The 13,172-nt window shown below is 68.3% G+C and carries 10 protein-coding genes; 4 read left to right on the top strand and 6 right to left on the bottom strand.

From position 1 onward, the window contains the following. Positions 1–74: 74 nt before the first annotated feature. The 4 genes from ACVOJ1_RS17255 to ACVOJ1_RS17240 all read right to left on the bottom strand — a co-directional run bounded on the left by ACVOJ1_RS17255 (position 75) and on the right by ACVOJ1_RS17240 (position 5,862). On the bottom strand, positions 75–896 hold the full coding sequence (locus ACVOJ1_RS17255; protein ID WP_111186577.1) for an EamA family transporter: 822 nt from the start codon (positions 894–896) through the stop codon (positions 75–77). A 63-nt stretch (positions 897–959) separates the two neighbouring features. After that, positions 960–3,803, bottom strand: coding sequence for a valine--tRNA ligase (locus ACVOJ1_RS17250; protein ID WP_065175341.1), 2,844 nt, complete (start codon positions 3,801–3,803; stop codon positions 960–962). A gap of 72 nt (positions 3,804–3,875) precedes the next feature. Then, positions 3,876–4,301, bottom strand: a complete 426-nt coding sequence (locus tag ACVOJ1_RS17245; protein ID WP_346480698.1) for a DNA polymerase III subunit chi — start codon at positions 4,299–4,301, stop codon at positions 3,876–3,878. Positions 4,302–4,383: 82 nt separating this feature from the next. Further along, positions 4,384–5,862, bottom strand: a complete 1,479-nt coding sequence (locus tag ACVOJ1_RS17240; protein WP_053516946.1) for a leucyl aminopeptidase — start codon at positions 5,860–5,862, stop codon at positions 4,384–4,386. 104 nt (positions 5,863–5,966) lie between these two features. On the opposite strand from ACVOJ1_RS17240, the gene lptF reads away from it, so the two are divergent. Together lptF and lptG are read left to right on the top strand one after the other, a co-directional pair. Beyond that, the gene (gene lptF, locus ACVOJ1_RS17235; RefSeq protein WP_053516945.1) at positions 5,967–7,049 is read left to right on the top strand and encodes an LPS export ABC transporter permease LptF; all 1,083 of its coding nucleotides are present in this window, start codon (positions 5,967–5,969) and stop codon (positions 7,047–7,049) included. After that, complete coding sequence (gene lptG, locus ACVOJ1_RS17230; RefSeq protein ID WP_053516943.1) at positions 7,046–8,152, top strand: LPS export ABC transporter permease LptG; 1,107 nt, start codon at positions 7,046–7,048, stop codon at positions 8,150–8,152. The genes lptF and lptG overlap by 4 nt, the downstream gene beginning before the upstream one ends. A gap of 41 nt (positions 8,153–8,193) precedes the next feature. Here lptG and ACVOJ1_RS17225 read toward each other — a convergent pair whose 3' ends face one another. Next, the gene (locus tag ACVOJ1_RS17225; RefSeq protein ID WP_111186581.1) at positions 8,194–8,685 is read right to left on the bottom strand and encodes an RDD family protein; all 492 of its coding nucleotides are present in this window, start codon (positions 8,683–8,685) and stop codon (positions 8,194–8,196) included. 56 nt (positions 8,686–8,741) lie between these two features. On the opposite strand from ACVOJ1_RS17225, the gene xerD reads away from it, so the two are divergent. Further along, positions 8,742–9,719, top strand: a complete 978-nt coding sequence (xerD, locus tag ACVOJ1_RS17220) for a site-specific tyrosine recombinase XerD (RefSeq protein WP_053516940.1) — start codon at positions 8,742–8,744, stop codon at positions 9,717–9,719. Positions 9,720–9,820: 101 nt separating this feature from the next. Further along, on the top strand, positions 9,821–10,612 hold the full coding sequence (locus tag ACVOJ1_RS17215) for a DsbC family protein (RefSeq protein WP_346480697.1): 792 nt from the start codon (positions 9,821–9,823) through the stop codon (positions 10,610–10,612). A gap of 119 nt (positions 10,613–10,731) precedes the next feature. Here the strand turns inward: ACVOJ1_RS17215 and ACVOJ1_RS17210 are convergent, their stop codons facing one another. Then, positions 10,732–12,831, bottom strand: coding sequence for a glycosyl hydrolase family 18 protein (locus ACVOJ1_RS17210; protein ID WP_065175337.1), 2,100 nt, complete (start codon positions 12,829–12,831; stop codon positions 10,732–10,734). Positions 12,832–13,172: the final 341 nt, after the last annotated feature.

The raw sequence follows: 13,172 nt of genomic DNA, 5'->3' as shown, positions 1-13,172 counted from the left end.
CGGCATGCGCCGCGTTGCCCGCCGGTACGGCCGGGCGCTGGCGGCAGGTGCCAACCTTGGCGGGCACGTGTGGCTCACGCCAGCCGCAGGGCCAGCACTCCGCTGACGATCAGCGACGCCGCCAGCCAGCGCACGCGCGGTATCCGTTCACGCAGCAGGAATGCCGAGATCAGCAGGGCGAACAGGATCGAGGACTCGCGCAGGGCCGACACCATCGCGACCGGTACCTGGGTCATCGCCCACAGTGCCATCGCATAGGACGCGGTGGTGCCCACGCCGCCGGCCAGGCCCAGCGGCCAATGCTGGCGCGCATAGGTCAGCACCGCGCTGCGGCGGGTGTACAACGCCCACAGCGGCAGCGGGATGCCCGACAGCAGGAACAGCCACAACGTGTAGGCCAGCGGGCTGCCCGACAGGCGCGCGCCGTGCGCATCGACCAGGGTGTAGGTTGCGATCATCGTCGCCGTCAGCAGCGGCAGGCCGAGCTGGCCTGCGCGCGCGCCCAGTGCCATGGCCAGGATGCCGCTGCTGACCAGCGCCACGCCCAGCCACGCCGCTGCGGGCAGTGATTCGCCGAGCACGGTGCCGGCCAGCGCGACCAGGATCGGTGCGCAACCGCGCATGAGCGGATACGCCAGGCTCATGTCCACCTGCTGATAGCAGCGCGCGACCAGCGCGTAATAGACCACCTGCAGCAGTACCGAGGCCGCCAGCCACGGCCAGCTGGTCACGTCCGGCAGAGGAAGGAGAGGCAGCAGCGCGGCGGACAGCAGTGCGGCGCTGCCGGTGACGAGCACGGTGCCGAGGAGCTTGTCGGCGCCACGCTTGACGATGGCGTTCCAGCTGGCATGCAGCGCGGCAGCGGCGAGAACCAGTAGGAAGATCGAAAGTGGCATCCGCTGATGATGCCAAAAGACCTGGGCGGGTGCGGACCTGGATCCGCACCCGCCGGTCGGCTGTTACAGCTTCGCGCGTTGTTCGCGCAGGCCGGCCAGCTGGGTGTTCCAGTCGGCCAGGCGCACGCGCTCCTGCTCGACCACCGCAGCCGGCACCTTGTCGGTGAACCGGGCCAGCTTGGTTTCGCTCTTCTCCTGCTCGCCTTCCACGCGCTTGATCTCCTTGTCCAGGCGTGCACGTTCGGCATCCAGATCGACCAGGCCTTCCAGCGGCACCAGCAGCTTCAACTCACCGACGATGGCGGCGGCCGCAGGCGGAGCGCTTTCGCCTTCGCCCAGCCACTGCACGCTGTCCAGCTTCAGCAGGAACGACAGCGACGCACTGAAGCGTTCGACGCGGGCACGATCCTGCTGCTGGCCGGCCTGCAGGCGCAGGGGCACCAGCCTGGACGGTGCGACGTTCAGTTCACTGCGCACGCGGCGCACCGCGCTGATCACCGCCTTGAGCCATTCGACGTCGGCCTCGGCCTGGGCGAAATCGCCCTGGAACTCGGCTGCAGTCGGGTAGGGGCGCAGCGACAGCGTGGTTTCGGCCAGGCCCAGGCGCGGGGCGAGCTGCTGCCACAGCTGTTCGGTGATGAACGGCGTCAACGGGTGCAGCAGGCGCAGCAGGGCTTCCAGCACATACAGCAGGGTGTGGCGGGTGCTTTCGGCATCCGCTGCGTCGCTGCCGCTCAGCGCCGGCTTGCTCAGTTCGAGGAACCAGTCGCAGAACGCATTCCACGCGAACTCGTACAGGCACTGCGCCAGCAGGTCGAAGCGGTAGGCGGCGAAGTGGCCCTGCGCTTCAGCGGTGGTGGCCGCCAGGCGTGCAAGGATCCAGCGCTCGGCATCGGTGCGCGGTGTCGGCACGCCGCTGAACGCCGCACCTTCGGTGTTCATCAGCGCGAAGCGGCTGGCATTCCACAGCTTGTTGCAGAAGTTCTTGTAGCCTTCGGCTCGGTTCATGTCGAACTTGATGTCGCGGCCATGGGTGGCCAGCGCCGCGATGGTGAAGCGCAGCGCGTCGGCGCCGTGGGCGGCGATGCCGTCCGGGAACTCCCTGCGCGTGGCTTTCTCGATCTTCTCCACCATCTTCGGCTGCATCAGGCCGCCGGTGCGCTTGGCGACCAGGTCATCGATGCTGATGCCATCGATGATGTCCAGCGGGTCGAGCACATTGCCCTTGCTCTTGGACATCTTCTGGCCTTGTCCGTCGCGGATCAGGCCGGTGAAGTAGACGTCCTTGAACGGAATCTTTCCGGTCAGGTTGTCGGTGGCCATGATCATGCGGGCCACCCAGAAGAAAATGATGTCGAAGCCGGTGACCAGCACCGACGACGGCAGGTAGCGGTCGAAGCCACGCTCGGCCATGGCCTGTTCGTTCGGCCAGCCCAGGGTGGAGAACGGCCACAGCTGGGAGGAGAACCACGTTTCCAGCACGTCGCTTTCCTGGTTCAGCACGACATCGCTGCCGAGCTTGTGCTTTGCCCGCACCTCATCCTCGCTGCGACCGACGTAGCAGGTGCCGGTGGCAGCGTCGAACCACGCCGGAATGCGGTGGCCCCACCACAGCTGGCGGCTGATGCACCAATCCTGGATGTTGGCCATCCAGTGACGGTAGGTGTTGATCCAGTTCGGCGGCACGAAGGAGATGCTGCCCGGCTTCCCATCGGTACCTTCGACCAGCTCCAGGCCGCGCTTGGCCAGCTCGTCCATCTTCACGAACCACTGGTCGGTCAGGTACGGCTCGATCACCTGGCCGGTGCGGTCGCCGCGCGGCACCTGCAGCTTGTGCGCCTTGGTCTCGACCAGGATGCCCAGGTCTTCCAGCTCGGACAGCACGGCCTTGCGTGCTTCATAGCGGTCCAGGCCCTGGAAGCGTTCCGGGGCGTTCTCATTCAGCGCCGCCACCGGAGTGAACAGGTTGATCATCGGCAGGCTGTGGCGCACCCCGACCTGGTAATCGTTGAAGTCATGCGCGGGCGTGACCTTGACCACGCCGGTACCGAACGCGCGGTCCACGTAATCATCGGCGATCACCGGCACGCGGCGGCCGGTCAGCGGCAGCACCACGGTCTTGCCGATCAGGTGCGCGTACCGCTCGTCTTCCGGATGCACCATCACGGCGGTGTCGCCCAGCAGGGTCTCCGGGCGGGTGGTGGCCACCACCAGGTAATCGCGGGTCTCGCGCAGGGTTTCGTTACCGTCGGCGTCGCGCTCGACGTGCTCGTAGCTGAGGCCGTCATCGAGCTGATAGGCGATCGACCACAGGAAACCGTCTTCTTCGGCGCTCTCCACTTCCAGGTCGGAGATGGCGGTTTTCAGCACCGGATCCCAGTTGACCAGACGCTGGCCGCGGTAGATCAGGCCCTGCTCATGCCAGCGCACGAAGGCCTCGATCACCGCCGCCGAGGGCTGCGGGTCCATGGTGAAGGTGCTGCGCGACCAGTCGGCCGACGTGCCGAGGCGGCGCATCTGTCGTTCGATGGTGTCGCCGGACTGCTGCTTCCACTCCCAGACCTTGCCGATGAAGCCTTCGCGGCCCAGCGAGTCACGGGTTTCGCCCTTGCCTTCCAGCGCCAGGTTGCGGCTGACCACCATCTCGGTGGCGATGCCGGCGTGGTCGGTGCCGACCTGCCACAGCGTGTCGTAGCCGCGCATGCGGTGGTAACGCACCAGCGCATCCATCAGGGTCTGCTGGAAGGCGTGTCCCATGTGCAGCGTGCCGGTCACATTCGGCGGTGGCAGCAGGATGGTGTACGGCTCGCCCTGGCCGGACGGCTTGAAGTGGCCGGCCTTCTCCCAGGCCTCGTAGAGGTCGGTCTCGAAGGACTTCGGGTCGTAGCTGGAGGCGAGTTGGGTCATGCGGGGGAACCAGGAGGTAATCGTTGAAGGATCAGGGCGCAGGGGTGGCCCATCAAGGGGGCCGCGGGGCGCTCACATGTCGTGCTTGTTCAGGTCGTAACCGGCGGCCTTGTACTGGCGCCAGCGTTCGCGCAGCGGTTCGCGCGCTTCAGGGTCGGCCGGGACCACTTCCAGCACGCGCTCGCACTGGCCCAGCCAGGGGTCGTCGCGCAGGTTGATCACCAGCGGGCGGGCCGGCGCCTCGGTGCCGGGCGTGGCGATCAGCACCAGCGCTTCTTCCTCGTCCATGTCCTCGCCGGCAATCTGATGCGGGATGTAGGCGTCGTCATCGAACGCCCACAGCAGTTCGTCCAGTTCCTCGGCCTGGGCCTGGTCGCGCGCCAGCACCAGGGTGAACAGGCCGGCATCGTTGGCCTTGCGTGCCAGCTCGCAGACCAGGCGCAACGGCTCGGTCAGGAAACGGGGCTTGGCGATCAGGTAGAAGTCGGCGCGGGGCATGGCAGGGTCCGGAACAGGCGGGGGCCCGGTCTGGCCGGGCGAGGCCCTGGCCGGCGGTGGCCGGCCAGGGTCTGGTACAGCATCAGGCGCGGGCGGCCTGGTCCAGCAGCCACTGGCTCAGCAGGCCGACCGGGCGGCCGGTGGCCATGCCACGCTTGCCCTCGTCGCTGGCGACGCCGGCGATGTCCAGGTGAGCCCAGCGCTGGCCTTCGGCGAAGCGCGACAGGAAGCAGCCGGCGGTGATGGCGCCGGCCCAGCGGCCGCCGATGTTGTAGACGTCGGCGAAGGTCGAATCCAGCATCGGCTGGTACTCATCCCACAGCGGCAGGCGCCAGGCGCGGTCGAACACGTGCTCGCCGGCGGCCAGCAGCTCGTTGGCCAGGTCGTCGTGCTTGCTCATCAGGCCCGCGGTCTGGTGGCCGAGGGCGACCATGCAGGCGCCGGTCAGGGTGGCGACGTCGACCAGCGCGGCCGGCTCGAAGCGCTGCGCGTAGGTCAGCGCATCGCACAGGATCAGGCGGCCTTCGGCGTCGGTGTTGCCGACTTCGATGGTCTTGCCCGACATCGAGGTGATGACGTCGGACGGGCGGTAGGCGTTGCCGTCGATGGCGTTCTCCACGGCCGGCACCACCACCACCAGGTTCAACGGCAGCCTGGCCTTGACCGCAGCGACGAAGGTGCCGATGACGTTGGCGCCGCCGCACATGTCGTACTTCATTTCCTCGATGCCGCCCTGGGTCTTCAGATTGACGCCACCGGTATCGAAGGTGATGCCCTTGCCGACCAGCACATAGGGCTTGGCATCGCCGGCACCGGTCCACTTCAGTACGACCAGGCGCGGGCGATTGGCCGAACCACGGGCCACGGCCAGCAGCGAGCCCATGCCCAGGGCTTCCATCTGGGTCTCGTCGAGGATCTCGGCCTCGGCGCCGTCATGCTCGCTGGCGAACTTCACGCCGACTTCGGCCAGGTAGGCCGGGGTGCAGTAGTTCGGCGGCAGGTTGCCCAGCTCGCGGGCGAACTCGACACCGGCAGCGATGGCCTGGCCTTGGGCCAGGGCCTGCGCGTCGTCACCGGCGATGGCCAGCTGGGCCAGCCCGGCATCATCGGCCTTCTTCTTGCCCAGCGTGGCGGTGTAGCGGTACGCCGCGTGATCGGCGGCGATCACTGCCTGGCGGATCGCCCACGCCGCATCGCGCTCCTTCACAGCCACTTCAGACAGGGTGAACAGCGCGCTGCGGGTGGCGCCTGCCTTCAGCGCGCGAACGGCGTCGCCTACGGCCTTCAGGTACTGCGGCACGCCGAAGCGGGCGGCTTCACCCAGCCCGACCACGAGCACGCGCGGCGCTGCCACGCCCGGCAGGTCGTGCAGCAGGCTGGTGGCACCGGTCTTGCCGGACAGGTCGCCGCGCTGGGCGAGGGCCGACAGGCGGCCGCCGCTGGCGGCATCCAGCGCCTGTGCGGCCGGAGTCAGGGTATGGTCGGCGTATGCGCCGACCACCAGGCAGTCAACGGGGGCGGCGGCCGGGGCGAGGTGGTTCAGGGTGAATTCGAGAGCCATTGAGCAGATTCCATTGGCAAGTCCGTACAATCGCGGACCGTTTACGCCCAGACGATAGACTGGGCGGCACCGCGAACGAACCCCAGAGTTTAAACCACCGCCCCATGTTGAAGCTCGACCGCTACCTGCTGGGCGATTTCGTCCAGAGTTTCCTGGCCACCCTGATCGTCCTGCTGGTGGTCAGCGTGGGCGGCGTGCTGGTGGACATCCTCGGCAACATCGCCGACGGGCGCCTGCCGGCCAGGCTGCTGTTCTCGCAGCTGGCGCTGCAGTTCATCGTCTACATGCCGCTGATCCTGCCGCTGGCGTTGATGCTGGGCCTGCTGCTGGCGATCGCCCGCCTCTACCGCGACTCGGAAATGGCGGTGATCACCGCCATCGGCGTGGGCCCCAGGCGCCTGCTGCGGCCGCTGCTGATGCTGGTGGTGCCGGTGGTGGCGGTGGTGGGCGCCTGTTCGCTGTGGCTGGGGCCGTGGGCCTCACGCACCGCCGAGCAGATGATCCAGGACGCCAACCGCAGCGTACTGATGGCCGGCCTGGAGCCCGGGCGCTTCACCCCGCTGCCCAACGGCGGCGTGGTCTACCTGTCCTCGATTTCGCCCGATGGCACCCAGCTGGGCAAGGTGTTCCTGCAGCGTGCCAAGGACGACCGGCTGGAAGTGGTCTCTGCCGCCAGCGGCCGCATGTACTTCGAGGGCGAGCGGCAGCGCTTCCTGGAACTGGACAAGGGCCACCAGGTCGAGGGTCCGCTGGCCGGTGCGCTGGATTACCGGCTGGCCACCTTCGCCCGCAACGATGTGGCCCTGCCTGACGGTGCGCAGACCCGCAAGGATGACGATCCGGAACTGATGTCGACCCTGCAGCTGCTGGGCGACGGCCGCACCCAGGCCCAGGCCGAACTGCATCGCCGGCTGGCCCCGCCGCTGATCGCCCTGGCGTTCGCCCTGCTGACCGTGCCGCTGGGGCGCAGCTCGCCGCGCCAGCAGCGCTATGGGCGCATGATGCTGGCCCTGCTGGCCTACATGGTCGGCACCAACCTGACGTTCATCGGCGCCGGCTGGATCGCCAGTGGCAAGCTGCCGGCGATGCTGGGCCTGTGGTGGCTGACCCTGCCACTGCTGGCGTTCGCGGTCTGGATGTATGCGCGTGATGGACGCATGAGCCTGCCCAAGGGGGCCCGCGCATGATGCTGCGACCGATGCGGTTCGATTTCTACCTCGGGCGCGCGGTGTTCGGCACCGTGCTGTTGACCTGGGCGGTGCTGACCGGCCTGGACGTGGTGATGGCCTTCTCCGGCGAGTTCAAGGACATCGGCAAGAACGGCTACACCCTGGGACACGCCGCGGCGTGGGTGCTGTATACGGTGCCACGCCGCGCCTACACCTTCTTCCCGACTGCGGCGGTGATCGGCGCGCTGATGGGGCTGGGCCAGCTGGCGGCGACCTCCGAACTGACCGCGCTGCGTGCGCTGGGCCTGTCCCGCAAACGCCTGAGCGTGTCGGTGGCGATTGCCCTGTCGCTGCTGACCGCAGTGATGGTGTTCAGCGCCGAGACGCTGGGCCCGTGGGGGCAGAACCGTGCCGATTCGCTGAAGATGAGTGCCAAATGGGGCCAGGACATGGCCGTGGCCCGTTATTCCGGCATGTGGGCACGCGAAGGCGATACCTTCCTCAACGCGCAGAGCGGTGAGGAACAGCTGGTCGGCAACACGGGAACGCGATTGATCCTGCGTGACGTCCGCCTGTACCGGATCGCCGAAGACGGGCGGATCGCATCCCTGACCCACGCCGCCACTGCCGAACATGACAAGGACGGCTGGGTATTGACCGGCGTGCGCCGCGATACCTTCGGCGAGCGCTCGGCAACGCGCGAGGAAGTGGCGCGCGAGCCCTGGAATTCCAAGCTGGACGCGGCGGCACTGGCGACCGGTATCGCCAAGCCGCGCAACCTGAGCGTGTCCGAACTGAGCACGAGCATCGCCTATCGCGAGCGCAACGGCCTGGATGCGCGTGACTTCGAGGATGTGTACTGGAGCCGCTGGTTCTATCCGGTGAACGTACTGGCGCTGTGCCTGGCCGCCGTGCCGTTCGCGTTTGGTTCGCTGCGCAGTGGTGGCATGGGCAAGCGCCTGTTCCTCGGCATCCTGTTCGCGTTGGGCTTCTGGCTGCTGCAGCTGTTCTTCGGGCGCATGGCCGGCGCACTGAAGTTTGATTACCGCATCGCCTACGCGCTGCCGCCGATCGTGATGCTGGTGGTGTCAGGCCTGCTGTTCCGGCGGAAATCGGGCTGATTCCGGCAACGCCGGGCCATGCCCGGCGCCAGCAGGACACTTCAGCGCTTGGGCATCCGCACCAGACGCGTGCCACTGGCACGGTCGTGCCACGCCAGGCGTTGGCGATCGAGCAGGGCCCACCAGAAGCCCAGCCCGCCCAGCAGCAGCGACAGCGTTGCCACCGCAAACCGCAGCCACAGCTGCGCGCGCCGCAGCGCGGTGCCGTCGGCCGACACCAGTTTCAGCCGCCACGGCCGCATGCCAAGGGTCTGCCCACCCCGGCGCCAGCTGGCGGTTGCATAGGCCCCGGTGACGACCCAGCACACCGCCCACAACAGCCATTGCCAGGCACTGAAGGGCGCGATGTTCTCGCGCTGTGCATGGCCACTGAAGGTGTAGGCCAGGGTGAACGCCGTGCCGGCCAGCATCCACAGCGCGAGCACGGGCAGCGCGTCGTAGACCATCGCCAGCACGCGCCACAGCAGCAGCGCACGGGGGCGCTGCGCCTCGCGCGTGGCGGTGGAAGACACGTCGGTGGCAGGGCTGGACATGCGCCGAGCATACGCAAAGCTGGCCGCGTCCGCAGTCACCCTCGTATCCTCCACGCATGGCCGTCATTTCCACCCCCGCCGAGCGCCGTCAGCTGGTCCAGCAACTGCCTGCACTGCGTGCCGACGACAGCATGCGCATCCAGCGCTTCCTTGATGCCATCTGGGCGGAGAACGGTCTGGCCAGGGCCACCCTGGACAGCTACCGACGCGATCTGGAAGGGTTGGCACGCTGGCTGGACGGCCGCGAAGGGGGCCTGGCCGGCGTCGAACGCGCCGGGTTGTTCGACTACCTGGCCTGGCGCACGCGCCATGGCTGGTCGCCACGCAGCAATGCGCGCCTGCTGTCGGCGCTGCGTGCGTTCTTCGCCGATGGCGTGCGTCGCGGCGAGCGCAGCGAGGACCCCGGCGCTCTGCTGGATCCGCCGAAGCTGCCACGCCTGCTGCCCAAGGCGCTGGCCGAAAGCCAGATCGATGCGTTGCTGGCCGCGCCGGATGTCGGCAGTCCGCTGGGGCTGCGCGATCGGGCCATGCTGGAGCTCATGTACGCCGCGGGCCTGCGCGTGAGCGAACTGGTACTGCTGCCGGCAACGGCGGTGAACCTGCGGCAGGGCGTGCTGCGGGTGACCGGCAAGGGCAGCAAGGAGCGGCTGGTGCCGCTGGGCGAAGAGTCACAGCACTGGCTGGAGCGTTACCTGCAGCATTCGCGGCCGCAGCTGGTGGGAAAGGGCAGGGTGCAGGCACTCGCCGATGGGCAGACGCCGCTGTTCATCGAGCCCCGGCTGCACGCGCTCACGCGGCAGGCGTTCTGGCATCTCGTCAAGCGCCACGCGCAGGTCGCCGGCATCGATCCGGCCCGCATCAGCCCGCACGGCCTGCGGCACAGCTTCGCCACCCATCTGCTCAACCGTGGCGCGGACCTGCGCGCGCTGCAGATGCTGCTTGGCCACAGCTCGCTGTCGACTACCCAGATCTACACACTGGTGGCGCGTGAACACCTGCAGAAGCTGCACGCCCGCCACCATCCCCGTGGTTGAGCGGCCTGGATGAACCCCGTCCGGCTCCCGTCAGCGGGCCACGGCGCCGCCCCGGGCGGCTGTGTCAGAATCGGTGGTCCTCTTCTGTTGCGGAATGCTCCATGCTCCGATTCGCCATCGCCGCCGTGTTCGGCGCGCTCAGCCTGACGGCCTGCGCCCAGCCGGCTCCGCCGGCCCCTGCGGCCAAGGCGCCTGCCGCCGCCGCCGCCCGGGCTACCCCGGCTGCCAATGGTCCGGCAGAGCAGGCAGTGCGCGCCGCGCTGACCGCGCTCAACCCCGGTTTCGAAGTGGATTACATCGGCGCCGCGCCCTTCCCCGGTTTCCGCGAGGTGGTGGTCTCCGGTCAGCTGCTGTATGTCTCCGACGACGGCCGCTACCTGTTCCAGTCGCAGCCTTATGACACTCGGGCCAAGGGGCCGGCCAACAGCGAGGGCCTGCTCGGTTACCGTCGCGCGCTGCTGGCCAAGGCCAACCACGGCGACCGCATCGTGTTCGCCGCGCCCAACGCCAAGTACACGGTCAGCGTGTTCACCGACATCGAGTGCGGCTATTGCCGCAAGCTGCACCAGGACATCGCCGAACTCAACCGCAACGGCATCAGCGTCGAGTACCTGGCCTTCCCGCGCATGGGACTGGGCAGCAAGGATTACACCGACATGATTTCGGTCTGGTGCGCAGCCGATCGCCGCCAGGCGCTGACCAATGCCAAGCGTGGCGGAACCGTGCCGGCGAAGAACTGCACCAATCCGGTGGCGATGCAGTACGCGCTCGGCCAGCAGCTGGGGGTGAACGGTACCCCGGCGATCTTCGCGCCCGATGGCACCCAGCTGGGCGGCTACCTGCCGCCGGCGCAGCTGCGTGCGGCGCTGGAGAAGCTGTCGGCCCAGCGCTGACCGGGATATCGCCGGGCCAGGGCCCGCGCTCCCCCCCCCACCCCGGCAGCGCCGGGGCCAGCCCCGCGGGTGCCTCATCCGGTCAAGGCCGGGGGCGCACGGCGCCCCCGGCCCTTTCCTTACTTCAGACCATCGCTGACGGCCTTGGTCAGCGTGCCCTGCGCATCGTCACCACTGAATTCCCAGACGAACGCGCCGCCCAGGCCCTGGGTCTTCACGTAGCCCATCTTGCGGGTGATGTTGGCCGGAGTGTCGAAACTCCACAGCGTGCTGCCGTTGTAGATCCAGGTGGCGCCGGCGGTGTTGTCGGTGTAGCCCGGCCAGGCCAGGTTCTTCAGTACCTTCCAGTCTTCGATGCCGGCCTCATAGGTGCCCGGTGCGGCGCCTGAGGCGGTCTGGTACAGGCCATTGTTGGCATTGGCCACGCCCGTCCAGCCACGTCCGTAGTAGCCGATGCCCAGGTTGAGCTTGGCGGCCGGCACACCCCGGCTGATGAAGGCCTCGATGGCGTCGTTGCTGTTGTACAGCTTCTGGTCGCCGGTGGACGGATCATTCGGCGAATCGAACAGTGCCGACTGGTGATTGGTCCTTGCATCCCACGCACCGTGGAAGTCGTAGGTCATCACGTTGATGTAGTCCAGGTACGGGTGATAGGCCGCCGGGTCGGTGACGCGGATCTTGTCGATGCCGGCACCCACCGCCACGGTCAGCAGAAGGCCCGGACGCACCGCATCGAGCTGGCGGCGGAACTCGGCCATGAGTGCGGTGAAGTTGGCGTTGTCCTCGGGCTTGCCGCACTCGATGCCGCAGGCCACGGGGTATTCCCAGTCGATGTCGATGCCGTCGAATACGCCCAGCGCTGCGCCCGTGCCGCCGGCGCCGTCGGTCACCGGCAGGTTGCCCTTGATGTAGGCGTCGATGCAGGAGGCGACGAAGGCCTGGCGGTTCTCCGGACGGGCCGCGCTGGAGAATCCACGCGACCAGGTCCAGCCGCCCAGCGAGATCAGCACCTTCAGACCCGGATGCTTGGCCTTGAGCTGCTTGAGCTGGTTCCAGTTGCCGCGCAGCGGCTGGTCCCAGGTATCGGCGCTGCCACTGACGCTCTCGGCGGCGCTGAAGGCCTTGGTGTAATCGGCGAACGCATCGCCACCGGCGCCGCTGTTCGGATCCGACGGCTGGGTCACGCCCACTTCGCAGCGGTTGTTGCGCACGTTGCCGAAGGCGTAGTTGATGTGGGTCAGCCGCGCGGCGGAACCGCTGCTGTCGATGTTCTTCACCCGGTAGTTGCGGCCATAGATGCCCCACTGGGTGAAGTAGCCGATGACCCGCTTGCCGGTGCCGCCACCGTCGCCGGCCAGGGTGGTGGCGCTGATTTCCGTGCCCTGGGCGGACGCATTGCCGGCGTTGTCGCGGGCACGCACGCGGTAGCGGTAGGTGGTGGATGCGGTCAGGCCGCCATCGACGTAGCTGGTGCTGGACGGAGAACCGACCAGGCTGCCGTTGCGGTACACATCGTAACCGGCCACGCCGCTGCCACCGGTGTTGTCGGTGGACGGACTCCAGCTCAGCGCGATGCTGCTGGCGGTGCGGGTGCCCACCGCCAGTCCGCCGGGCACGCTGGGTGCGGTGGTATCGCCGCTGGCGGCGTTGACGGTGATGGTGATGGTCGGGGTGCTGGTGGTGGCGTTGTTGTTGTCGGTGGCCACCGCGCGCAGGGTGTGGCTGCCGGCGCTGGCATTGGCCCAGCTGGCGCTGTAGGGAGCACTGGTATCCACGCCGATCGAGCTGCCGTCGCGGAAGAATTCCACCTTGCTGACGCTGCCGTCCGGGTCGCTGGCGTTGGCGGTGACGTTGATGGTGCTGCCGGCGCTGAAGGTAGCGCCATTGGCCGGTGAGGTCAGGCTGACCACGGGAGGCTGGTTGACGCCGCCGCCATCGCAGGCACCGAGGTTGGTGTAGTAGGGCGCACCGGCCGGATGGTCTGGCGGGGCATTCCAGATGTCCTGGTTTGCCCGGTACAGCACGCCGCCCTTCTGCAGGGTGTCGCCGGCGCGATAGATCTTGGCCTGGTCCCATTCGGCCACGCCGGCACAGCTGGCGGCCTGGGCCAGGCCCGGCAGGCTGGCGGCACCGGCGGCCAGGGCAAGCAGCCAGGCCAGGCGGCGGGGACGACAGCTTCGGGTGGAACGTTCGGCACTGCGCACAATCGGGTCGTACATGGTGTGTCTCCGATCAAAGGGCGCGCGGGCCCCGATGGCGCCGCGCGTGACGCAGGTCCGGGCGGCGCCGGGGAAGGCGACGGGAGGGGCCGGACAGAGGCACCTGGGAGGCCGGGGAGAGAGTCCGGCGCCAGGTGGGGACAACGTTGTCATCAATTGCGTGGTCAATCCGTGAGCAAGCGCATGGTTCCGGGATTCGGGCGGAGCGCGCTGGCGCGCGGTCGGCGGCCAGCGGCGGAGCCCCTTCGTGGCTGGGGGGTTGGTCGCTTACAGCGGATTTGTGGGGGTTGGCCTGGTGGGTGGGCTGCGCAGGGGACGCCGTGAATACGTCCCTGTAGGCT

Source organism: Stenotrophomonas sp. STEN225 (assembly GCF_056756445.1).
Note: the sequence above shows the minus strand (reverse complement) of the source record. Positions and strands in the feature narration are given on the sequence as shown.